The following is a 22,385-nucleotide window of genomic DNA, read 5'->3' on the forward strand; positions in this document are numbered from 1 at the left end:
TGGTTCTTGGTCGTTCCACGCATCTACCAGGAGCTTCGCCATACCCAGCTCACCAACACACCCCTACCAACCCAAAACAGGTTGGAAAAGGCTCATTGCATTCAGCGGAGGTGACGCAGGATCACTCCGGTCACCCCCACCATCCCGGTCCGGTAGGGGTGGTACGCCGCCGCGGCGAGCAGTTTCGTGTGCTGCCCGTTGATCCACGCGGCACCGCGGGGCGCGCAGGCGTCATGGCCGGCGGACGGACCGAAGGTGTCCACAAAGACCGCCTTGCCATCGGCGGCGACGGCCTTCTCGATCGCCGAGTTCAACGCCTTCTCGACGTCGTTGAGCCAGGCGTAGTCGCCCTCGGCGAAGGGCAGGATGTCCGGGCAGTAGCCGGATTCGGGCGCGATCCGCGGGTAGCCGATGACGAGCACGTCGGCGCGCGGTGAGCGGGCGTGGATCCCGGCCAGCACCTTCTCGACGTTCTTGCCGGTGTCAGCGATCTTGGCCTTGACGGTGTCGACGCCGTCGACGGTGAACCTGTCCTGGCAAGGGTTCCCGGTGGGGTCGCTCGCGCGCAGTGACGGGCAGGTGCCGACCAGCGTGCCGAAAACGCCGTAGTCGTTGCCGCCGATGCCGACGGTGACCAGGTCGGTGTTCGCGCGCAGGGCGGTGAACTGGGGCGGGTTGCCGCCGAGGGTGACGCTCTGCCGCTGCGTCATGTTCGTGGTGTCGGCGCCGCCGCAGCTGATGTCGGTGAAGTAGCGGACCCGCAGCGCCGCGGCGAGGAGCGACGGGTAGTTCTGCGTCGATTTGCCGCAGAAGAGCGGGTCGAGCCGGGGGAGCGGGATGAGCGGTCCGGAGGTGTAGGAATCACCCAGCGCGACGTAATTCCGGTAGGACCGCTCGGCGGCGGTGGCCGCCGTGGCGGAGGCGATCAGCAGGGCGACGGTCGAAACAGCCGCGAACAGGACGCGTCTTAAGCGCATGAGGACCCCGATCTCCGTACTGGATGGCCTCTCAAAAATGAACCGGATCCGGTCGGTCCGGCGCCGCCGATCGGGTGGTCGGTGCTCGGCTTCACCCGCTTGGGGTGTCACATCGCGTGATCATCTTCTCGCCTGCGGTACACGAGAAGGTAGCGATAGAAGAGCAGGTTCCGGATCTTGCTCCCCGGCAGCAGCCGGGCCGCGTCGCGCCGGATCCGGTGCATCGGCGGGTACGTCTCCACGATCGGCGCCGTCGGCAACGGATCGATCCCGCCGTTCAGCCGCTCACCCGCGTACACGAGCACCGTGGCCAGCGCGTTGAGCGGCGACGCGACGACGGCGCGGGCGTAGTCGGCCGGGGTGCTGGGTCTGCCGAGACCGAGCACGGCCAGCACCCCGCCGGGGACCAGGGCGTCCCGCAGCTTCGTGACCGTGTCGAACGGGACATGGTGCAGCGAGGCGAGGCAGGAGATGAAGTCGTACGCCCCCTCCGGCAGCTTCTCGGTGACGACGTCGGCCTGCCGGTAGGAGATCGTGCCGGGGCCCGGCGAACCGGCCGCGCGGGCGAGGTCGATCATCGGGCCGGACCGGTCGATCGCCTCGACGTGCATCCCGGTCGCGGCGAGCCGCCGGGCGAACCGGCCGCCGCCGCAGCCGACGTCCAGCGCCATCCCCGGGCCCGGAGGCAATTGGTCGAGCAGCAGCGGATGGTAGTGATCGTTGTGGTTGAACCCCATGCGTCGAGAGTGCCAGTAAAGCCGCACGTAGACTCGGCTCGACAGAGAGTAAGGCCAAAAGGAGAGTTCGTGCCGCGAGGTGACGGCCGGGATTCCGAAGAATTCACAGAATCCCCGGACCTGGCAGATCTGGACAGTTTCGCCGGCGTCGACGAATTGGGGGCACGTGCCCACGATCCGTCCGACGACACCGACCCGGATCTGGACGCCCCCGACGCCGCGTACCAGGCGGGCGGCGGTGCCGGCGGCGGTATCGGCGGCGTCGGGCAGCTGGGGGACAACCTCGCGCTCGGCCCGGTGCCCGACCTGGTCGCGCCCGAGGAGATGGAACTGCACGAACTGGACGATCCGGGTGACGAACCCGCCCCGTCCGATCCGAACGGCGAGCAGGCGCGACGCGAACTGCTCGCGGTCGAGGCCGAACTGAACCTGCGCTGGCCAGAGACCAAGATCGAGCCATCCCTCGCCCGGATCGCGGCGCTGGTCAACCTGATGGGTGAGCCGCACCGCGGTTACCCGGTGCTGCACGTCGCCGGGACCAACGGCAAGGGCTCGACGACCAGGATGATCGACGCGCTCCTGACCCGCATGGGCCTGCGCGTCGGCCGGTACACGAGCCCGCATCTGCAGCTGGTCACGGAGCGGATCGCGCTCGACGGTGCCCCCATCTCCGCCGCCGCGTACGTCGATCTGTACCGCGACGTCGCGCCGTACGTGACCATGGTGGACAACGCGGGCGGACCCGACGCGGTACCGATGAGCAAGTTCGAGGTGCTCACCGGGATGGCGTTCGCGGCCTTCGCCGACGCGCCCGTCGAGGCAGCCGTCATCGAAACCGGCCTCGGCGGCTCCTGGGACGCCACCAACGTCGTGGACGGCGACGTCGCCGTCATCACCCCGATCGGCGTCGACCACGTCGAGTACTTCGGCGGCGATCCGGCCAAGGCGGCGGTGGAGAAGTCCGGGATCATCAAACCCGGCAGCGTCGCGGTCATCGCCGAGCAGGACCCCGAAGTCCAGAAGATCCTGCTGGAACGCGCCGTCGAGGTCGACGCGAGCGTCGCCCGCGCGGGCAGCGAATTCGGCGTGCTGGAGCGCGAGATCGCCGTCGGCGGGCAGATGCTGAAGCTGCAGGGCCTCGGCGGGGTGTACGACGAGATCTTCCTGCCGCTGCACGGCGCCCACCAGGCCGCCAACGCCGCACTCGCGCTGGCCGCCGTCGAAGCGTTCTTCGGCGCGGGCAAGGACAGGCAACTGGTCGTCGAAGCCGTCCGCGAGGCCTTCGCGGAAGTCGAGACCCCCGGCAGGCTGGAGCGGGTCCGCGCCGCACCGACCGTCCTGCTCGACGCCGCCCACAACCCGCACGGCGCCAAGGCGCTCGCCACCACCGTCGCCGAGGAGTTCGCCTTCCGCCGGCTCGTCGCCGTGGTCGGCGTGATGGCCGAGAAGGATGCCCGCGGCATCCTCGACGCCCTCGAACCGGTCGTCTCCGAGATCGTCGTCACCAAGAACTCGTCCCCACGCGCGATGCCGCTCGACGAACTCAACGACATCGCGATCTCGATCTTCGGCGAAGACCGTGTCGTCGCCGAAGCGAGCCTCGACTCCGCGATCGAAACCGCCATCGGCCTCGTCGAGCAGAGCGACGACCCCGAGGAACCGCTCGCAGGCGGAGGCGTGCTGGTCACCGGCTCGGTCGTCACCGCGGGCGAAGCCAGGACCATGTTCGGTAAGGAGCCGGCGTGACCGACGAAACCCCCAAGCCGCCGGCCAAAGACCCCATGAAGTCCTTCCGCGGCGTGATGGCCGGATCCCTGATCATGGAGGGAATCACCGTCGCGCTCGCGCTGCCCGTGGTGGCGAAGCTCGGCAGTGGCGTCGGTTCGCTCACCGGTTGGTCGGTGATCGCGATCGCGGTCGCGCTGATCGTGCTGTGCGGTTTCCTGAAGAAGCCCTGGGCGGTACCCGCGGTGCTGGTGCTGCAGGTCGCGCTGATCGCGTTCTTCGTCGCGCTGCCCGCCGTGGCGATCCTCGGGGTGATCTTCCTCGGTATCTGGCTGTGGCTGCTGTGGCTGCGGCGAGACGTGGCGCGGCGGATGGCGGCCGGGACGCTGCCCAGCCAGCAACAGCAAGCCGGGTAGCGGCGGACACCTTCGTCAGGACGAGCAGCTAGCGGCCGTGAGGGTTTCGGCTCGTTGAAGCGGCCGTGCCGTGAAGGCCTCCTTCCCTACCTTCACAAGCGTAAAGTACATGATGGCCTCCTTCCTTGCGCCTAGCGCAAGGAAGGAGGCCATCATGTACTGAGGAACTGTGAAGGGGCCTTCGCGCCGCAGGCACCGGCTCAATCGCCCACAGTGGACTCAAAAAGCCCCGAACACCTCACCAAGGCCGGAACCCGAAATTCCTCACGCGTACACGCCCCGGCCCGCACGGCGTCACCGACGATCACCCCAAACATCCTACCTTTGACCCGTAGATATCGGCGTAACTGAATGTGGGTGTTCGATGGATCGCAGGTCGTTCATGCTGGCCACGGGTGGCGCGGTGACCGCCACGGCCGCGACAGCCGCGCTGAGCCTCCCGGCGGAGGCCACTCCCGGCCGTGGCCCACTCGGCCCGGCCGTGCGGTTCAACATCATCAGCGACATCCAGGGCGATCTGACCGATTTCGGCAAGGCCTTGGACGACATCGAGACCACCAACCCGCACGGCGCCGGTCTCGGCGTGGCGGGGGACATCACGCCGCGCGGCTACGACTTCGAGTACGCGCAGGTGCGGTCGGTGCTGGACAAGCATCCGCATCCGAGGAACGTGGCGTGGGCCATCGGCAATCACGAGTTCTACGTGCCGAAGTGGCGGGACCCGGACACCCTCGCGCAGGAGACCTGGCCCAACGGCACCACCGAGGACTCGCTGTTCCGCGGTTTCTACAACTTCGCCGGGCGCAACACGGTCTATTCGGAGACCTCGTTCGGCGGGGTGCCGGTGTTGTGCCTGGGCACCGAGCGCTACGCCAAGTACCACGACCCGAAGCTGTGGGACGAAGTCTGGCTCAGCGATCGGCAATTCGCGTGGCTGGAACAGCGGCTGGCCTACTGGGACCGGTGGCGCAAGCCGGTGATGGTGCTGACCCACCATCCGCTGCCGAACACGGTGTCCGGCACCCGCAACAAGCTTTACCTCAACGACTACCTCCAGGCCGACAGACTGCTGGCGGTACTCGGCAGATACCGCGACGTGTTCCTGTTCTCCGGGCATACCCATTGGGATCTCACCCTGTCCGACTGGGTGACCCGCCGGGTCGTTCCGGGCAGCGGCAACCTCGAAGGCTTCACCGTGGTCAACACCGGCGCCGTGCAGACCGGCTGGGTGGACGACGGCAAGGGCGGCGAGAAATCACTGGGCGGCAGCTTCAACCAGGGGCTCCAGATCGAGGTGTACCACCGCGCCGTGGTGATCAAGGCACGCGACTTCACCACGGGAACCTGGCTCAAGCAGATCACCGTGCCGCTGCGGGACGGCCTCTGATCGCCCACTCGTTCATCGCCGCGCAAACCGCCGTTGGCCCGTCGGCCGTCGCCGCGGGATAGAACCGCGCCATGACCGCAACCCACCACAACCGTCGCGCGCTGCTCAAAGCCGGTCTCACCGGCGCCGGGGCCGTCGCGGGCGGACTGCTTCTCCCCGCGACCGCGTCCGCGAACGCCGTCCCGCTGATTCGCGGGGATCGCCCGGTGCTCACCCACGGCGTCCAGTCCGGCGACATCACCACCGGTTCCGGCATCGTCTGGTCTCGCGCCGACCGGCCTTCGCGGCTGATCGTCGAGGTTTCCAGGGATCCCTCGTTCCGCCACGCGCGCCGCGTGCGCGGGCCGGTGATGAGTCCGGAGACCGGCGGCACCGGCAAGGTCCGCGTCGCCGGTCTCGCGCCGGGGACCGAGGTCCACTACCGCGTGACCGCCGAGGCCCTCGACGGACGGACGCGCAGCGAAGCCGTCACCGGCCGGTTCGCCACCGCGCCGGTCGGCCGCTCGGACGTCCGCCTGGTGTGGTCCGGTGACGTCGCCGGGCAGAACTGGGGGATCAACCCCGAACGCGGCGGGATGACGATCTACCGCGCGATGGCCGACCGCCGTCCCGATCTGTTCCTCCACTGTGGAGACACGGTGTACGCCGACGCGCCGCTCACCGAGACCGTCGCGCTGCCCGGTGGCCGCGTATGGCGCAACATCGTCACGCCGGAGAAGGCGAAGGTCGCCGAGACGCTCGACGAGTACCGCGGCCAGTTCGCCTACAACCTCCTCGACGACAACCTCAAGCGGTTCACCGCGAACGTGCCCGCCTATGTGCAGTGGGACGACCACGAAGTCGTCAACAACTGGTATCCGGGTGAGATCCTCGACGACCGTCCCGAATACACCGAAAAACGCGTCGACGTGCTCGCCGCCCGCGCGTTCCAGGCGTTCCACGAATGGCATCCGATCGACCGGCGCCAGGCCGTCGACGGCCGCGTCTACCGCAACTTCCGGCACGGTTCGCGCGCTGAGGTCTTCGTGCTGGACATGCGGACCTACAAGGACGCCAACACCGCCGACCAGACCAAACCGGGCCGGATCCTCGGCGACCGCCAGGCGCGCTGGCTCGTCGACGCGCTCGACCGCAGCACCGCCACGTGGAAGATCGTCCAGGCCGACCTTCCGATCGGCCTCACCGTGCCGGACGGCAAGGCCATCGAGGGCGTCGCGAACGGCCTGCCCGGCGCGCCCGGCGGCCGCGAGACCGAACTCGCCTGGGTGCTGCGGGAGATCTCGCGACGCAAGGTGCGCAACGTCGTCTGGCTGACCGCCGACGTGCACTACACCGCGGCGCACCACTACTCACCGGATCGCGCGTCGTTCAGCGATTTCGACCCGTTCTGGGAGTTCGTCTCCGGCCCGTTGAACGCCGGCGCGTTCGGCCCCAACACGCTCGACCCGACCTTCGGTCCGGAAGCGGTGTTCGTGCACGCCCCGCCCGCCGCGAACACGTCGCCCGCCGACGGGTTCCAGCACTTCGGCGAGGTGAACATCGACGGACGGAGCGGTGCGCTCACTGTCGACCTGAGGGACGCTACGGGCGCTTCGCTGTGGTCGAAGACCCTGCAGCCCCAACGCTGAGCAGTTCCGTCAGGATGGCGATGCTGTGGTCCCCGTGCCCGGCCTCGGTGGCGCGCCGCACGAGGTCGTGCATCGGGAGCTGCCAGCCGACGTCGACGCCTTCCTCGGCCAGTCCGAGGTCGGCGGCGGCGCCGGCGTGGAAGATGTCCACCGAGGCGGCGGGATCCGAGTAGTCGCCGCTGTCGATTTCCTTGGCGTACATCGGAAGCACCGAGATGATCATCTCGAACCATTTGGTGGCGTACGGCAGGAGAGTCTCGGCTTCGAGTCCGCGTGACCGCAGAGCGGCGGCACCCTGGAAGAACCCGATCAGCGCGGGCAACAGGGTGCCGCCGACGGCCGTTTCGTACAGCGCGGCGAGGTCGGTGTCCTCGCCGAGATGGACGGTGTCGCCGCCCAGCACCCGCAACGTTTCGAGGTACTCGTCGAAGACGGTCTTGTCGCCGCTGTAGTACAGCAGCGTGTCCGGCGCGCCCACGGCCGACGGCACATTCTTGATCGCGCCGTCGAGGAACCGCGCGCCCCGGCTCGTCGCCCACTCGGCCATCCGGCGTGCTCCCGCCGGTGAACCGCTGTTCAAGGTGATTAAAGCGCGTCCGGTCAAGGAAACCGGTACCAAGGTCGCGAGGGTGGCCTCGTAGGTGGTCAGGCAGGCGATGGTCAACGGGCTCGCCCGCACCGCCTCTTCGGCCGTCGCGGCCCGCCGGGCTCCCGACGCGACAAGGGGATCGGCCTTCGCGGCCGTCCTGTTCCACACCGTGGTCGGATGCCCGGCGGCGAGGAACGCGCCCGCGAGGGCCGAGCCCATCGAACCGAGGCCCAGGACGGTCACCGGCGTCTTCGGCATTTTTCGCTCCAGTCAAAGGAAATCTTCGGGATGACGCCATGCTGGACGGTCGCGTACATTCGATCAAGTACCTACTATTTTGCCGGGTACTGACAAAAAGGTAAGTGAAACGATGACCAAGAATCGCACCTTCACCTGCGGGCTCGACGCCGCGATCGCCGTCATGGGCGGCAAATGGAAAGGCCTCATCCTGTTCGCGCTCCAGGACGGACCGCTGCGTTTCGGGGAGCTGCGGCGTGCGGTGCCCGGCATCAGCGAACGGGTGCTGATCCTGCAATTGCGCGAGATGGAGACCACTGGTCTGCTGCATCGCGAGGTCTATCACCAGGTTCCGCCGAAGGTGGAGTACTCGCTGACCGCGTTCGGCCACTCGCTCGACACCGCGATGGCCGCGCTCGGCGAGTGGGGCGAGGAGCACCTCGAGCGCATCGAAGGCATTCCCTGGTCCGACCTGAAGTGAGCGGCGAAGCACCCAGTAGGCTCCGGGCGAATAGCACGGAACCCACCCAAGGAGAAATACCGTCGTGACTGAACGCACGCTGGTCCTCGTCAAGCCCGATGGCGTCGCGCGCGGCCTCGTCGGCGAGGTCATCTCGCGCATCGAGCGCAAGGGCCTGAAGCTCGCCGCCCTCGAACTGCGCACCGTGGAGCGCTCGGTCGCCGAGGAGCACTACGCCGAGCACAAGGAGCGCCCGTTCTTCGGCGATCTCCTCGAGTTCATCACCTCCGGCCCGCTGGTCGCGATCGCCGTCGAGGGGCCGCGCGCCATCGCCGCCTTCCGTCAGCTCGCCGGCGGCACCGACCCGGTCGAGAAGGCCACTCCGGGCACCCTGCGCGGCGACTTCGCGCTGGAGACCCAGTACAACCTGGTGCACGGCTCGGACTCCCCGGAGTCGGCCGAGCGCGAGCTCAAGCTCTGGTTCCCCGAGGTCTGACACACTCGTGGGTGGCGCGGGAAGACCGCGCCACCCACGGAACTGGGGGTGGCCGATGACACCGGACGAGTACCTGGCGCGGCTTCGGGACCTCACCGCCGGTTTCGCGGAAATCGCGCGCACCGGGGATCACGCGGCGCCTGTGCCGTGCTGCGGTGACTGGAACCTGCGTGACCTCGTCGTCCACCTCGGCAACGTGCACCGCTGGGCGGCCGGAATCGTGCGCACCGGTGACCCCACGCCACAGATCTTCGAAACCGAACCCGGCGCGGATCTCGCCGCCTGGTACGCCGAAAGCGCGGAGCACCTCATCGAGGCGCTGCGCGGGGCTACCCCGCAGGACGGTGCCTGGAACTTCACCGCCGCCGCCAAGAACAAGGCCTTCTGGTTCCGCCGCCAGGTCCACGAGACCGCGGTGCACCTGCTCGACGCGCACCGTGCGGCCGGAACCGAGTACCCCCTCGACCCGTCCCTCGCCGCCGACGGCGCGGACGAGGTCCTCCTCGGCATGCTGCCGAAGGTGAAGCGCTGGCACACCCCGCCCGCGGTCACCGTTCCGGTGCTGCTGAAGACCGCCGACACCGGACACGCCTGGTTGATCACACCGCCGGGTGAAAGTGACGTCCCCGGTTCTCGCGCGGCCGATCCCGCCGAGACCGCCGAAGCCGTCGTCGAAGGCTCCGCCGAAGGACTGGACCTGCTGCTGTGGCAACGGATCGGCCTCGCCGAATCCGGGTTGAAGATCACCGGCGACGTCGCGGCGGCCGAGACTTTCCTCGCCGGCCCGTTCACGCCCTGACCTTCGGCGCCCTACGCCGTTCGGTTCACGTTCACCCCCGGGTCTTCTCCTGGCGGCTCGCGTCCGCTGTGCTGAACTGAGCCGACTTTCACTCGATCTTGGGGTAATTCGTGAGAAGATCACGCCTGTTGTTGCTCGCTGCCCTGCTGCTACCCGGATCGCTGATCGCCGCGCCGGTGTCCGCCGATCCGCTGGCCGCTCCGCTCGGTCCGGCACCCGTCGAAGCCGCCCCGGCGGCATCCTCGGCGAAGGAGGGCCCGTCCGCCTACGCCGTGGCCGCCCCCGACGACGGTCTCGTCACCACCAGCGCGACTTCGCGCGTGGCACCGGGGCTGAGCCTCACCGAATTCGACCGGTACGACCCGGCGGGCTGGATCCGCGGCGACACCCTCGCCGTCGACCTCACCAGCAAGACACTCAAGCCGACTTATCTCAGCCCTGGCACGGTTTCCGCGCGGACACCGCTTTCGCAGCAGGTCGCCAGGAGCGGCGCGGTCGCCGGGGTGAACGGCGACTTCTTCGACATCAACGCCAGTGGCGCGCCGATCGGTGTCGGCATCGACGCCGGGAAACTCCAGACGGCACCCGCGCGCGGGCACAACCTGACCGCGTCGATCACCGAGGAAGGCAAGGCGCGGCTCGCGGAGGTCTTCCTCGACGCGTCCGTCACCTTGCCCGATGGCCACGTCGTCCCCGCGTCGAACTTCAACAGCCCGGTGCTGAGCGGAGACGCGATCGCCGTCTACACGCCGCTGTGGGGCGCGTCTTCGCGGCGGACCTCGGTCGCCGGGGCTCAGCGCGCCATCGAGGTCGAAGTCTCCGACGGCGTCGTGACCCAGGTGCGTCCGCAGCCCGCTGACGGTCCGATCGCCGCGGGTACCACCGTCCTGCTCGCCCGTGACGGCGGCGTGGACATGTTGTCCGGCTTGAAGACCGGCGACCGGGTGGGCGTCGCCTACGCGCCGAAGAGCGACGCGGGCAAGCTGTCCGTCTCGATCGGCGGCAACAAGGTTCTGCTGCGCGATGGCGCGGTCCAGCCGGTCGACAACGTCGCCATGCACCCCCGGACCGCGGTCGGATTCTCCGCCGACGGCACGAAGATGTGGCTGGCGACGGTTGACGGCCGCCAGGCCGACAGCCGGGGCATGACGGAACTGGAACTCGCCCGCCATCTGAAGTCGCTCGGCGCGGACGACGCCCTCAACCTCGACGGCGGCGGCTCTTCGACCTTGCTCGCCCGAGAGGAAGGCGAGAAGGCGCCGTTGGTGCGCAACTCGCCGTCGGACGGCGGGGAACGCCTGGTGCCCAACGGCATCGGCGTCACCACGGTGCCCGGCAGCGGACGGCTGACCGGGTTTTCGCCCCGTCCCGCGCAGGACACCGCCGACGCGACGCGCGTGCTTTCCGGGCTGACGCGGAAACTCGTCGCCGGAGGCCATGACGAGACCGGTGCCGCCGTCGACGGCGAAGCCCGGTGGGTCAGCACGAATCCCTTCCGCGGCACCGTGACCGACGGCGTCTTCACCGCGCACGCCGACCGGCTCCGGCCGGACGCCCCCGCGAACGTCGAGGTCTACGCCAAGCGCGGCGGCGTCCTGGGCAAGACGACGCTGAACGTGCTCGGCTCACCCGTCCGGCTGGGCACCAGCACCGAGCAGGTCGCGTTGTCCGGTGAAGGCGCGAAGAGCACGTTCAAGGTCTTCGGCTACGACGCCGACGGCTACGGCACCTGGATCGAGCCCGACGACGTCAAACTCGACTACGACCCCGCGGTGGTGCGGATCGAACCGTCGGGTGACGGATTCGCGGTCACCGCGCTGAAAACTTCCGGCGCTTCGGCGATCACGGCCACCGCCGGTGGGAAGTCGACGCATCTGGCGGCGTCCGTCGGCACGGAATCCCGCGTGGTGGCGGCTTTGGACGGTCCGGCGGGCTGGACGGCCAGCGTCTTCCCCGCCGTCGTCGGTGCCGCACTGTCCGACTCTCCCGGCCGTGAGGGCGGGCGCGGACTGGCGCTGGACTACCGGCTGAACGGAACCAACGCCACGCGCGCGGCCTACGTCAATGCGGCGGCGCCGATCACGCTGCCGCCCGGCACCCAGCGGGTCGGGCTGTGGGTCAACGGCGACGCGAAGGGCGCCTGGCTGCGGGCGGAACTCCGCGACGCCGCCCACGTTCCGTCCATTGTGGACCTGTCGCTGAGCGTCGACTGGGCGGGCTGGCGTTACGTCAAGGCGGCGATCCCGGCGGGTCTTCCCGACGGGCAGCGGCTGACGAAGTTCTATGCCGTCGAGAACGTTCCGGACCAGCAGTACGAAGGACGGCTGGTCTTCGACGACCTCACCTTCGAGGTCGCGCCCGCGGCGAGCGTCCCGGCCGATCCAGCGCCGCGTGACCCGGCGCTGATCACCGACGGCACCGCGACCGGCGGCCTGCGGATCGCCGTGGTCAGCGACGCCCAGTTCACCGCCGACGCCCCGGACGGCCCGCTGGTCGCCCAGGCGCGGCGCGCCCTGCGCGAGGCGGTGGCGGCGAAACCGGATCTCGTGCTCATCAATGGCGACTTCGTCGACCGTGGCACCGCCGCCGATTTCGCGCTGGCGCGCTCGATCATCGACGAAGAACTGGTCGGCAAGGCGCCGTGGTACTACGTCCCCGGCAACCACGAGGCCGACGGCGGACACGGGCTCGCCGAGTTCCAGGCGGCGTTCGGGCCGACCCACCGCGTCGTCGACGTCGCCGGGATCCGCCTGGTACTGCTGGACTCTTCACGTGGTTCCCTGCGCGCGGGAGGGTTCGATCAGATCCGCATGCTGCGCGAGGCGCTGGACGGCGCGAAGACCGACAGGAGGATTCGCGGTGTGGCCGTCGCGATGCACCATCCGGTCAAGGACCCGAGCGCGAGCGGGAATTCGCAACTGGCCGACCGCAAGGAGGCCGCGATGCTGACTGGCTGGCTGACCGCGTTCGAGCGCGAGTCGGGCAAGCAGGCGGCCGCGATCGCTTCGCACGCGGGCGTGTTCAGCCTGTCGAGGGTGGACGGCGTGCCGTATCTGGTGAACGGCAACTCCGGGAAGTCGCCCGCGGCCGCGCCCGGTGACGGCGGGTTCGTCGGCTGGACGCTGGTCCGGTTCGAACCGGGGGACCAGGCGCAGCCGGTGCGGTTCGAGACGCGGCCGAACGTCGACACGCTCACGCTTTCCGGGCCGTCGTCGCTGGCTCGTGGTGCCACGGCCGATATCCGGGCGGTGGTGACACAGGGAACGCGTCAGGTTCCGGTGTCGTACCCGGTCAGCGCGGACTGGAAGGGCGGCTGGGGCACCCACGTCACCGACGGGTTCCGGCCCGCGATGCCGTGGGACGTCGCGTCCTTCGACCCGGCGACCGGGGTCCTGACCGCGCTGCGGCCGGGGGTGGCGCATCTTTCGGTCACCGTCAACGGGGTGACGCGGAGCTTGCCGGTCACCGTCCGCTAGTGCGATGAAAGGCCCCTTCATTGAGCCTTTCCATCCTGAGGTTCCGAGGGTGTGGGGGTCGTGAGTGGTGATGACGGTTCTGGCGGACCGATACTTGCTGACCTGCTGGAACCTGACCTCGCCTTGGTGCCGCTACGTCCCCACTCGGCTGTGTCAGCCGCGGGGCCGAGCGGCACGACGTCGATCAACGGAAGATCGGGGACACTCAACGTCCCCGATCTTCCGTTGATCAACATCGGGACCGGGGCAACCTCACGACGATGTGGGAATCGGGACACTCCCTGTCCCGATCCCCACATCGCCACCCCGACCCGACCGGGTCAAACCCTCCAGCCGCCTTACGGAAGGGCAAAGGACACCCCGGCCAAGCCTTACCTCGCAGTCGACTACCTGCGAGGTAAGACCTGCTCGTGAATGGCGCCACTCACGCCCCCACACCCTCTGAACCTCAGGATGGAAAAGGCTCATTGCAGAATTTGCAATGAAAGTCCCCTTCATCTCACGCGTCAAGCGGCTTCGTCCCCTTCTTCGACCGTACCCGGCAACGCCGGTCCCCGAGGCGGGATCGCCTCGGCGTCGGCCGGGTCCACCTTCCGCACCGAACCGTCGGCCGCGGCCTGCGCGATCGCGAGCATCGACGCCAGCGCGTCCTGGATCTGCGCCTGCTCACGCTCCGGGATGAGGCTCAGTTCGATCAGCACGCTGCCGCTGCCGAGCAAGCCGTATCCGTTGCGCGCGATGCCCTGGTAGTCACCGCCCGGGTACTGCGAGACGTAGCCGCCGTTGCCGTCGATCGACCGCTGCACCACGACCGCGATCTGCTTCGCGAAGTCCACATCGGACGGTTTCACGCCCGGATGTGTCGGCCACATCGTCGAGGCGGTGATCTCCTTGCCTCCCGTGTCCCGGTACCGGCCCTGCATGTGGTAGTCGACCATGATGTCCGGTTTGAACGACGCGTTCCGCCGCTGGATCAGCCCCGCCTCGGTGGCCGGGTTGTCCTGGGGCGCGACGGCGGGGTCGTGGTAGCGGTTGATGTCGTAGCCCTTGCCCTTTTCCCCGTACTCGGGAGTGGCCTTCGGGTCGTAGTTGTAGCGCCAGTCGCGCTCGTGCCCGTCAGGGTTGGCGCGGACCACGATGTCGACGGTCACCTTCGCGAGCAACTTCTGGGCCCACGGGCTGTGCCCGACGCCGACCTTGCGCAGGAACTCGAGCGCGGCGGGGGTGCCGAGCGGCTCGTCGCCGTGCTGCTGGGTGACGTACTGGATCCGCGTCTTGCCGTGCCCGACCCTGGCCGCCCACACCGGACGGCCCTCGTTGCTGCGGCCGATCTCGCTCACCCGGATCTTGCCGTGACTGAGCACGGCCAGTTTGTGCAGTTCGAAGGCCAGTTTGGCGGTGGAGGGACGGGGGTCGACGGTGCGACCGTCCACAGTGGTCTCGGCCGCTGTGTTCTCGACCGCTTGGGCCGCCGGCGCCAGCAGGAGCCCGGCGCTGACGAAAACGGACAACAGGGCGATTCTGGGCTTCAGACTCATGGTCGGTGAGTATCGACGAGCCGGGACCGTCCAACAAGGGTGCGGTTAAACCGGTCGAATTTTGTCGGTGCCAGGTTCTAGGGTGCCCATCGTGGGTGACTCAGAGCACGAACCGGCGATGGTGCAGGCGAAGGCGTTGGTCAAGCGCTTCGGCGATTTCGAGGCCGTGCGCGGGATCGACGTGGACGTCCGCCCGGGGGAGGCGTTCGGCTTCCTCGGGCCCAACGGCGCCGGTAAGTCCTCCACCATGCGGATGATCGCGAGCGTGTCCCCCCGCAGCGACGGTGACCTGCGCGTTCTCGGGATGGATCCGGACATCGAGGGGCCGAAGATCCGGGCCCGGCTCGGCGTGGTGCCGCAGCAGGACAACCTGGACACCGAGCTCACCGTCCGGCAGAACCTGCAGATCTACGGCCGCTACTTCGGTCTCTCCCGCGCGCACGTGCGGAGCAAGGCCGAGGAGCTGATGGAGTTCGCCCAGCTCACCGACCGGGCGAACGCGGAGGTCGATTCGCTCTCCGGCGGGATGAAGCGGCGGCTGACCATCGCGCGCTCCCTGGTCAACGACCCGGAGCTGCTCCTGCTCGACGAGCCGACGACGGGGCTGGACCCGCAGGCGAGGCATCTGCTGTGGGACCGGCTGTTCCGGCTCAAGGCGGGCGGGACGACGCTGATCATCACCACGCACTACATGGACGAGGCGGAGCAGCTCTGCGACAGGCTGGTCGTGATGGACAATGGCCGGATCGCCGCCGAAGGCTCGCCCGCGGACCTGATCAGCCGGTACTCCACCCGCGAGGTCGTCGAACTGCGCTTCCCGAACGGCGAACAGGAGGCGGCCGCGAAGCGGATCGAAGGCCTCGCCGAACGCGTCGAGGTGCTCCCGGATCGCGTCCTGCTGTACACGATGACCGGCGAGGCCACCCTCGAACAGGCACACGCGCGGGGGCTGCGGCCACTGTCGAGCCTGGTCCGCCGTAGTTCACTGGAGGACGTCTTTCTCCGCCTCACCGGCCGGACGCTGGTGGACTGATGACCACAGCGGGAACGAAGGCCTCGACGGGCCGCGTGGTGTCGACCTGGCTCGGCGCCTGGCTACGGGTCGAGGGGCACTGGATGTGGTACCGCCGGTACTGGCTGTCCACGTTGTACTCGACGGGCCTGCAGCCGGTGATGTTCTTGGCCGCGATGGGGCTCGGCTTCGGTTCGCAGGTGCAGGCAGGTGCGGCGACAGGCAGGTTCTCCTACCTCGAGTACGTCGCGCCCGCGCTGCTCGTCGCCGGCGCGGCGCAACTGGCGGTGGGGGAGTCCAGCTACCCGGTGCTGTCCGGGTTCAAATGGCAGCAGAGTTACGTGGCCGTCACCGCGTCACCGATCACGCCGGGGCAGGTCCTCGGCAGCCAGATCATCTGGGTCGGGATCCGGCTGACGCTGGCCGGGGCGATCTACGCCGTCATCGCCGCGCTGTTCGGTTCGTGGACGAGCTTCGGCGTGCTCGCGGTCATCCTGATCGGGACGCTCACCGGTCTCGCCTGCGGCACCCCGGTGATGGCGCTGGCCGCGACCACCTTCGACGAGGGCGCCCGGTTCGGCCTGGTGTTCCGGTTCGTCCTGATCCCGATGACGTTGTTCTCCGGCACGTTCTTCCCGATCACCGAGCTGCCAACCCCGCTGATGTGGATCGCCTGGCTTTCCCCGCTGTGGCACGGCAACGAGGCCGCCAGGGCGGTCAGCCTCGGCACCGTCGGCCCGCTCGCCACGGTCGGCCATCTCGCCTTCCTGGTCGTGCTGGCCGCGGTGGGCTGGGCGCTGGCGCACAAGTACTTCTACCGACGGCTGGTGGTCTGAAATGACTGTTCTCACCGACGCCCCGCCGCGTGGAGTGCTGCTGCGCGTCCTGCCGCCGTCGATGTACAGCGGCCGGTCGAAAGCGGTGATGGAACGCACGTTCCTGACCTACTCGCACGTCTGGATGCTGTTCGTGTCCGGCGCCTTCGAGCCGCTGTTCTATCTGATGGCCTTCCAGCTCGGCTTCGGCAAGCTGGTCGGCGAAGTCGTCGGGCCAGGCGGCCAGGTGATGAGTTACGTCGCCTTCGTCGCGCCCGGTCTGCTCGCGGCGTCGGCGATGAACGGCGCGATCCTCGACTCGACGTACAACCTCTTCTTCAAACTGAAGTACGCGAAGCTGTACGACGCCATGCTCGCCACCCCGATCGGGCCGCTGGACATCGCACTCGGCGAGGTCGGCTGGTCGGTGCTGCGCGGCGGGATCTACTCGGTCACCTTCCTCGGCGTGATGACCGCGATGGGATTGCCCGGGTCCTGGTGGGCCGTGTTGATGATCCCGGCGGCACTGCTGATCGCGATGGCGTTCTCGGCCATCGGCATCGTGCTGGTGACCTTCCTGCGGTCGGTTTCGCAGTTCGACTACATCAACCTCGTGCTGATGCCGTTGTTCCTGTTCTCCACGACGTTTTACCCGCTTTCGGTCTACCCGGAGGCGATCCAGTGGATCGTGCGGATCTTCCCGCTGTACCACGGGATCGAGCTGATGCGCGGGCTCTCGATCGGCGTGCTGTCGTGGAGCATGGTCGGTAACGTGCTCTACCTGATGGCCCTGGCGGCGGTCGGGATCTACGGGGCGTCGCGACGCTTCGGGAAGCTGTTGCTGCGCTGACCCCACTCCGCGTTTAGAGGACTGAACGCGGTACTCACCGCGCCGAGGACGGACCGCTCGTCTTCGGCGCCACCGCGGCCAGCGCGTCGACCATCCCGTGCCCGTAGAAGCCGTTGAACCCCGCGTACCCGGTGCAGTACGCGTCCTGCGAGCCGTCACCGGTCAGGTCGTAGTCGGCCGGGCAAGCGATCGGCGTCGCCTGTGCGTCCAGCGTCCGCTTCAGCTGGCGGGCGCTGTAACCCGGGTGCTCCGAAGCGAGCAGCGCCGCGACCCCGGCGACATGCGGCGCCGCCATCGACGTCCCGCACAACGGCGCGTACCCGCCGGGAACGGTCGAAAGCACGCACTGTCCGGCCTCGCCGCCGGGAGCGGCCAGGTCGATCACGCCCAGCCCGTACGAGCTGTAGCCCGCCTTGACCCGCTCCGCGCTCACGGACGACACCGCCACGACGTCCCGCAGGCCGGCGGGCAGCGCCTGGCAGCCGTCGGTCCGCGCCTGGACACCCGAACGGGGTGACGGCACCAGTTCGGCGGCCTCGTTGGTCGCCGCGGCGACGTTGAGGGTGCCCGCCGAGGTCGCGTACTCGACCGCACGCGCCATGACCTCGTTCACCACGCCCCGTTCGTCGTCGTGGGCGCACGAGAGCGACCACGGATCGACGAAGTAACTGCTGTTCGTCACCGTCATGCCTTGTGACGCGGCCCACATCAGGCCGCAGACGGCGGCCTCGGGGTCGGCGTACCCGCGGTCGTCGATCACCTTCACCGAGGCGATCCGCACCCCGGGCGCCACCCCGGTGACGCCCTTGCCGTCGTCGGCCGCCGCGATGATGCCCGCGACGTGGGTACCGTGCGCCGAGGTCGTCGCGGCCCAGTTCCGGTCGGGGGCGCCGGTCAGGCAGCCCGCGGACTTGCCGGGGTCGAGCGAGGCCGTCAGTTCGGGGTGGGCGGGGTCGATGCCGGAGTCGAGCACGCCGACGACGACGTCCCCGCTGCCCCGCTCGATCGCGTGGGCCTTGTCGGCGCCGATGGCGCGCATGTCCCACTGCTCGCCGGTGCGGTCGGCCTTGGGCACCTTCGCCGGATCGGTCGGTTCGAGTTCGGCGCGCGCTGGCGTCGACCTGGCCGACGGTGTCCCGTTCGCCCGCTGGACCGCCAGCCGTTCAGCCTGCGCGCTGAACGCCGCGGCCGGCCGGACCAGCTCCGCGAAGTCCTGGTCGGCCGAGGTCGCGACGGCGACCGCGATCTGCGGGTAGTAGGTGGTCTGGCTGCCGCAGGCACCGGTGACGGCCGCCTTGGCCTCGGCTTCGGAGGTGCCCGGGTCGAAGGCGACGACGTAGCGCAGCGCCCGGCCGACGGGATGACACGATGACCCCGCTTCCGCCGTCGCGACGGCGGCGACCGAACCGCAGAGCACCACCGAGGCGCATACGGCCGCTCGCAGGGACCGCCCCAGCAGGGACACGGGACCTCCCACCGGAGAACATAGGGACTACGGGGATCGCCTCGGCCTGGGCTTCGGCACTCCCGAGCGGCACGCTAGCCACCCTCGGCCGGGTCGACAAGCTCTCTCGCGAAGTTCGCCCGGCCGGTGGTCGCGGCGCGCCCGGGAGTCAGCCCTGTGGCACCGAGTACACCGGAGTGGGGCCGGTGTGTGGGATACTCGCGGTGGCCGCTGGCCGACGGGCACACGTGAGAGGTGGCGCGCGCGGTCTCGTGGCCCGGTGGTGTGCTGCACATCCTCCACACGCGTCGCCGCCTTCCGAGGCGGCTCGACGACGTGGCGGGCGGCCCGATGTCGCGAACGTGGCCAGCGCTCCGCCGAGTAGACCTTCAGCCGTATGCGGCGCCTGGACAACCCGGCGCCGTCGCGGTCCGGGCAAGGATTCCCGCTGCTGGTGACCACCACGGCGGAACGAACAGAAAGGGGCCCCTGCGCGGCCGCGTCGAGCCGGTGTGAGCCAGCCGACGCGCCCGGGGGCGGAGGAGATATATGTCGAACGCGGACACACCCGCCGTCACCGGCGGGAATACCGCCACACCCATCGCAGGCCAGCTGGCCGAACTGCCTCCCCGGATCCGGGTGCACGCCCTGGCGAAGCTCCTGGGATCGAACAGCCGTGAACTGATGGCCAAGCTCGGTGAGCTCGGCGAGACCGTTCGTAGCGCGCAGTCCAGCGTCACCCGCGATGTGGCCATCAAGCTCGCCGAAGCCCTCACCGGCGGAGACGAGCCCGAGACCGCCGAAGCGGCCCCGGTCGCCGAGGCTCCCGTTGTCGAGAGCCCCCTCGCCGAAACCCCGGCCGCACCCGAGCCCGAGGTGGAGACGAAGCCCGAGGTCAAGGCCGAGATCCATGCTGAGCCCGCTCCGCAGGTCGAGGCGTCCTCCCGCCGGGTTCCGCCCGCGCTGGCCGCCCCGGTGACGCCGGAGCCGCCGCAGCGGACGACCCGGCCGTCGAGGGCCGCCGTGCACGTCCCGGTCTTCGCGGCGCCGTCGCCGATCTTCCTGCCGCCGGAGCCGGTCGCGACGAAGCCCGTCCGACGGCCGGAGCCGTCCTTCACCGAGACCGAAGAGATCTCCTCCGACGAGGACGAGACGCAGACCGAGCAGTCCGATCGCCAGGACGGTGCCGACGAGGACGGCGACGACGCCAACAGCCGTCGCCGCCGCCGTCGCGGGCGTCGCGGGCGTGGCCGCGGCAAGGGCGGCGACGAGAACTCGGCCGACTCCGAGAACGACGAAGAGCAGCCCGAGACCCCGCGTGGCCGTCAGCCGCGTGGCAAGGACCGCGCCGACAAGACGGACAAGACGGACAAGGACACCGAGGCCGAAGAGGCCGAGTCCGAGACCGCCGAAGAGGCGTCCGCCACGTCTGATGCGACCGAGTCCGATTCGGACAACGACGGCGATTCCGACAACGGCAGCAAGCGCCGCCGTCGCCGCCGCCGTCGCAAGGGCGGGGACGGCGACGACACCGCCGAGACCACCCCCGACGACCCGCCCAACACGGTCGTCCACGTTCGCCAGGCCAAGGCCGCCGAGACCGAGCGTCCCGCCAGGGACGAGGTCCGCAGCGTGCGCGGCTCGACCCGGCTCGAGGCCAAGCGCCAGCGCCGCCGGGACGGCCGTGAGGCGGGCCGCCGTCGCGCGCCGATCCTGTCCGAGGCCGAGTTCCTCGCTCGCCGCGAGTCGGTCGAGCGCACCATGGTCGTCGCCGAGAAGGGCGACTCAACGCAGATCGGCGTGCTCGAGGACGGTGTCCTGTGCGAGCACTTCGTGACGTCGTCGGGCACCGGCTCGATCGTCGGCAACGTCTACCTCGGCCGCGTGCAGAACGTGCTGCCCTCGATGGAAGCCGCCTTCATCGACATCGGCCGTGGCCGCAACGCCGTGCTTTACGCCGGTGAGGTCGACTGGGACTCCGCCGGTCTCGAAGGCAAGGCCCGCAAGATCGAGCAGGCGCTCTCCACCGGCGACTCCGTGCTGGTCCAGGTCACCAAGGACCCGGTCGGGCACAAGGGTGCCCGGCTGACCACCCAGATCTCGCTGCCGGGCCGCTTCCTGGTGTACGTGCCCGCAGGCGGCGCCACCGGTATCTCCCGGAAGCTCCCGGAGAACGAGCGCCGCCGGCTGAAGGACATCCTCAAGCGCATCGTCCCCGAGGACGCCGGTGTGATCATCCGCACCGCCTCCGAGGGCATCGCCGAGGAGGAGCTGGACCGTGACGTCCGCCGCCTCAAGGCGCAGTGGGACGTCATCAAGGAGAAGGCCGAAGCGGGCAACGGCGGCAAGAAGAACAGCGCCCCCGTCATGCTCTACGAAGAGCCGGACCTGCTGGTCAAGGTCGTGCGTGACCTGTTCACCGAGGACTTCGCCAAACTGGAGATCCAAGGAGACAAGGCCTGGAACACCATCCACGACTACGTCCAGCACGTGGCGCCGGATCTCGCCGACCGCGTCAAGCGGTACACGGGCACCGGGTCGGCCTTCGCCGATCACAGGATCGACGAGCAGATCACGAAGGCGCTGGACCGCAAGGTCTGGTTGCCCTCGGGTGGTTACCTGGTCATCGACCGCACCGAAGCGATGACGGTCATCGACGTCAACACCGGCAAGTTCACCGGATCGGGTGGAAACCTCGAGGAGACGGTGACCAGGAACAACCTGGAGTCGGCGGAAGAGATCGTCCGCCAGCTCCGGCTCCGGGACATCGGCGGCATCATCGTCATCGACTTCATCGACATGGTGCTCGAATCCAACCGTGAGCTGGTCCTGCGCCGCCTGACCGAATGCCTCGGCCGTGACCGCACCCGCCACCAGGTCGCCGAGGTCACCTCGCTCGGCCTGGTGCAGATGACCCGCAAGAAGATCGGCACCGGGCTGCTCGAGGCGTTCTCGACGCCGTGTGAGCACTGCAAGGGCCGCGGCGTGGTCGTCTCGACCGAGCCGCAGCGCACCGCCGGTAGTGGCAACGGCCACAGCCACGGCGGCGGCAACGCCGGTGGCGGGGGCGGCAAGGAGCAGGGCTCCCGCCGGTCCCGTGGCCGCGGCAAGAGCGAAGAGCAGGGACAGAACGAGCCCGCGGCCGCCAAGGCCGAGGCGCCGCAGGCCCCTGCCCAGCGCGAGTCGGTCGTTTCGGCGGTCCAGGCCGTCGCCAACGCCGCCAAGGCGGCCAAGGGCGAGCACCCGCACGAGGTCACCGAGAACGTCGAGGGTGCCGCACTCAACGGGCACGCGCCGCAGGCGGCTGAGAAGGCCGCTGAGCCGGTGCAGGAGAGCGCGGACGTCGTTGCCGAGGCGACCGTCGAACAGGCGGCCGAGGCCGCGGCTGAGCCGGTTTCCGAGCCGGTCGCCTCCGCGCCCGCGACCGAACTCGCCGGTAACCCGGTGACGACTTCGGACGACGAGGCTCCGGCCGTGCGCGAAGAAGAGATCGCCGTCGTCGGGGAATCGGGCCCGGAGCCCGAGGCTCCCGAGGTCCCGGTGACGCAGGAGGAGACCGAACCCGAGGTGGACGTCCCGGCCCCGGCCGGCCGCTCCACCACCCGCCGTCGTCCGCGACGGGCCGCCTCACGGCCCGCGGGTCCCCCGGTCAAGGCGTCCGAAAACAGCCAGTGAACACCTAGGGGCACCCCGGTGTGATCGCACCGGGGAGCCCCCCGTAACCTGTAGAACGGCCCGCACCTAGAGCGGGCACCTTGCGCAGACCTTGGACCGCCGAGAGAAATCCGGCGGGCCGGTC

The 22,385-nt window shown here is 69.3% G+C and carries 17 protein-coding genes; 12 read left to right on the plus strand and 5 right to left on the minus strand.

Going from position 1 to position 22,385, the window contains the following annotated elements:
• Positions 1–101 precede the first annotated feature (101 nt).
• Positions 102–977, minus strand: coding sequence for an SGNH/GDSL hydrolase family protein (locus tag ACZ54P_RS23180; protein WP_465463651.1), 876 nt, complete (start codon positions 975–977; stop codon positions 102–104).
• Positions 978–1,084: 107 nt separating this feature from the next.
• Positions 1,085–1,714 (minus strand): class I SAM-dependent methyltransferase, encoded by a 630-nt coding sequence (locus ACZ54P_RS23185; RefSeq protein WP_465463652.1) that lies wholly within the window; start codon positions 1,712–1,714, stop codon positions 1,085–1,087.
• 69 nt (positions 1,715–1,783) lie between these two features.
• On the opposite strand from ACZ54P_RS23185, the gene folC reads away from it, so the two are divergent.
• The 4 genes from folC to ACZ54P_RS23205 all read left to right on the plus strand — a co-directional run bounded on the left by folC (position 1,784) and on the right by ACZ54P_RS23205 (position 6,870).
• On the plus strand, positions 1,784–3,460 hold the full coding sequence (gene folC / locus ACZ54P_RS23190; protein ID WP_465463653.1) for a bifunctional tetrahydrofolate synthase/dihydrofolate synthase: 1,677 nt from the start codon (positions 1,784–1,786) through the stop codon (positions 3,458–3,460).
• Complete coding sequence (locus tag ACZ54P_RS23195) at positions 3,457–3,855, plus strand: DUF4233 domain-containing protein (RefSeq protein ID WP_465463654.1); 399 nt, start codon at positions 3,457–3,459, stop codon at positions 3,853–3,855. Before folC ends, ACZ54P_RS23195 begins: the two co-directional genes overlap by 4 nt.
• A 364-nt stretch (positions 3,856–4,219) precedes the next feature.
• Entirely contained in the window at positions 4,220–5,242 is a 1,023-nt protein-coding gene (locus tag ACZ54P_RS23200) for a metallophosphoesterase family protein (protein ID WP_465463655.1), read from the plus strand.
• 71 nt (positions 5,243–5,313) lie between these two features.
• Positions 5,314–6,870 carry an alkaline phosphatase D family protein gene (locus tag ACZ54P_RS23205; protein ID WP_465463656.1) on the plus strand — a complete coding sequence of 519 codons (1,557 nt, stop codon included), beginning with the start codon at positions 5,314–5,316 and terminating at the stop codon, positions 6,868–6,870.
• Here the strand turns inward: ACZ54P_RS23205 and ACZ54P_RS23210 are convergent.
• Positions 6,824–7,717, minus strand: a complete 894-nt coding sequence (locus tag ACZ54P_RS23210) for an NAD(P)-dependent oxidoreductase (RefSeq protein ID WP_465463657.1) — start codon at positions 7,715–7,717, stop codon at positions 6,824–6,826. The two genes, ACZ54P_RS23205 and ACZ54P_RS23210, sit on opposite strands and share 47 nt — an antisense overlap.
• A gap of 112 nt (positions 7,718–7,829) precedes the next feature.
• Here ACZ54P_RS23210 and ACZ54P_RS23215 point away from each other — a divergent pair, with 112 nt between their 5' ends.
• The 4 genes from ACZ54P_RS23215 to ACZ54P_RS23230 all read left to right on the plus strand — a co-directional run bounded on the left by ACZ54P_RS23215 (position 7,830) and on the right by ACZ54P_RS23230 (position 12,927).
• Entirely contained in the window at positions 7,830–8,177 is a 348-nt protein-coding gene (locus ACZ54P_RS23215; protein WP_465463658.1) for a winged helix-turn-helix transcriptional regulator, read from the plus strand.
• Positions 8,178–8,241: 64 nt separating this feature from the next.
• Positions 8,242–8,652 (plus strand): nucleoside-diphosphate kinase, encoded by a 411-nt coding sequence (gene ndk, locus ACZ54P_RS23220; RefSeq protein ID WP_037310703.1) that lies wholly within the window; start codon positions 8,242–8,244, stop codon positions 8,650–8,652.
• A 55-nt stretch (positions 8,653–8,707) separates the two neighbouring features.
• A complete protein-coding gene (locus ACZ54P_RS23225) occupies positions 8,708–9,451 on the plus strand; it encodes a maleylpyruvate isomerase family mycothiol-dependent enzyme (RefSeq protein WP_465463659.1) in 744 nt (247 codons plus the stop codon).
• Between the two features lie 131 nt (positions 9,452–9,582).
• Positions 9,583–12,927 carry a phosphodiester glycosidase family protein gene (locus ACZ54P_RS23230; protein WP_465463850.1) on the plus strand — a complete coding sequence of 1,115 codons (3,345 nt, stop codon included), beginning with the start codon at positions 9,583–9,585 and terminating at the stop codon, positions 12,925–12,927.
• A gap of 506 nt (positions 12,928–13,433) precedes the next feature.
• Here ACZ54P_RS23230 and ACZ54P_RS23235 read toward each other — a convergent pair.
• Positions 13,434–14,465, minus strand: a complete 1,032-nt coding sequence (locus tag ACZ54P_RS23235) for a M14 family zinc carboxypeptidase (protein ID WP_465463660.1) — start codon at positions 14,463–14,465, stop codon at positions 13,434–13,436.
• A 118-nt stretch (positions 14,466–14,583) separates the two neighbouring features.
• On the opposite strand from ACZ54P_RS23235, the gene ACZ54P_RS23240 reads away from it, so the two are divergent.
• The 3 genes from ACZ54P_RS23240 to ACZ54P_RS23250 are packed head-to-tail and all read left to right on the plus strand — an operon-like array spanning position 14,584 to position 17,142.
• A complete protein-coding gene (locus ACZ54P_RS23240) occupies positions 14,584–15,498 on the plus strand; it encodes an ABC transporter ATP-binding protein (RefSeq protein ID WP_465463851.1) in 915 nt (304 codons plus the stop codon).
• Positions 15,498–16,313 carry an ABC transporter permease gene (locus tag ACZ54P_RS23245; protein WP_465463661.1) on the plus strand — a complete coding sequence of 272 codons (816 nt, stop codon included), beginning with the start codon at positions 15,498–15,500 and terminating at the stop codon, positions 16,311–16,313. Before ACZ54P_RS23240 ends, ACZ54P_RS23245 begins: the two co-directional genes overlap by 1 nt.
• Before the next feature lies 1 nt (position 16,314).
• The gene (locus ACZ54P_RS23250) at positions 16,315–17,142 is read left to right on the plus strand and encodes an ABC transporter permease (RefSeq protein WP_465463662.1); all 828 of its coding nucleotides are present in this window, start codon (positions 16,315–16,317) and stop codon (positions 17,140–17,142) included.
• Between the two features lie 34 nt (positions 17,143–17,176).
• On the opposite strand, the gene ACZ54P_RS23255 is transcribed toward ACZ54P_RS23250, so the two are convergent.
• The gene (locus ACZ54P_RS23255; RefSeq protein ID WP_465463663.1) at positions 17,177–18,607 is read right to left on the minus strand and encodes a S8 family peptidase; all 1,431 of its coding nucleotides are present in this window, start codon (positions 18,605–18,607) and stop codon (positions 17,177–17,179) included.
• Between the two features lie 528 nt (positions 18,608–19,135).
• On the opposite strand from ACZ54P_RS23255, the gene ACZ54P_RS23260 reads away from it, so the two are divergent.
• Positions 19,136–22,261: a translation initiation factor IF-2 N-terminal domain-containing protein gene (locus ACZ54P_RS23260; protein WP_465463664.1), complete on the plus strand. Its 3,126-nt coding sequence runs from the start codon at positions 19,136–19,138 to the stop codon at positions 22,259–22,261.
• The last annotated feature ends 124 nt before the right edge of the window (positions 22,262–22,385 follow it).

Source organism: Amycolatopsis sp. NPDC034160, assembly GCF_055575355.1.

Bases quoted from the DNA above. Each gene is read 5' to 3' on its own strand.
- ACZ54P_RS23180 (WP_465463651.1), bottom strand. From the start codon at position 977: ATGCGCTTAAGACGCGTCCTGTTCGCGGCTGTTTCGACCGTCGCCCTG.
- ACZ54P_RS23185 (WP_465463652.1), bottom strand. From the start codon at position 1,714: ATGGGGTTCAACCACAACGATCACTACCATCCGCTGCTGCTCGACCAA.
- ACZ54P_RS23200 (WP_465463655.1), top strand. From the start codon at position 4,220: ATGGATCGCAGGTCGTTCATGCTGGCCACGGGTGGCGCGGTGACCGCC.
- ACZ54P_RS23205 (WP_465463656.1), top strand. From the start codon at position 5,314: ATGACCGCAACCCACCACAACCGTCGCGCGCTGCTCAAAGCCGGTCTC.
- ACZ54P_RS23210 (WP_465463657.1), bottom strand. From the start codon at position 7,717: ATGCCGAAGACGCCGGTGACCGTCCTGGGCCTCGGTTCGATGGGCTCG.
- ACZ54P_RS23215 (WP_465463658.1), top strand. From the start codon at position 7,830: ATGACCAAGAATCGCACCTTCACCTGCGGGCTCGACGCCGCGATCGCC.
- ACZ54P_RS23225 (WP_465463659.1), top strand. From the start codon at position 8,708: ATGACACCGGACGAGTACCTGGCGCGGCTTCGGGACCTCACCGCCGGT.
- ACZ54P_RS23235 (WP_465463660.1), bottom strand. From the start codon at position 14,465: ATGAGTCTGAAGCCCAGAATCGCCCTGTTGTCCGTTTTCGTCAGCGCC.
- ACZ54P_RS23240 (WP_465463851.1), top strand. From the start codon at position 14,584: ATGGTGCAGGCGAAGGCGTTGGTCAAGCGCTTCGGCGATTTCGAGGCC.
- ACZ54P_RS23245 (WP_465463661.1), top strand. From the start codon at position 15,498: ATGACCACAGCGGGAACGAAGGCCTCGACGGGCCGCGTGGTGTCGACC.
- ACZ54P_RS23250 (WP_465463662.1), top strand. From the start codon at position 16,315: ATGACTGTTCTCACCGACGCCCCGCCGCGTGGAGTGCTGCTGCGCGTC.
- ACZ54P_RS23260 (WP_465463664.1), top strand. From the start codon at position 19,136: ATGTCGAACGCGGACACACCCGCCGTCACCGGCGGGAATACCGCCACA.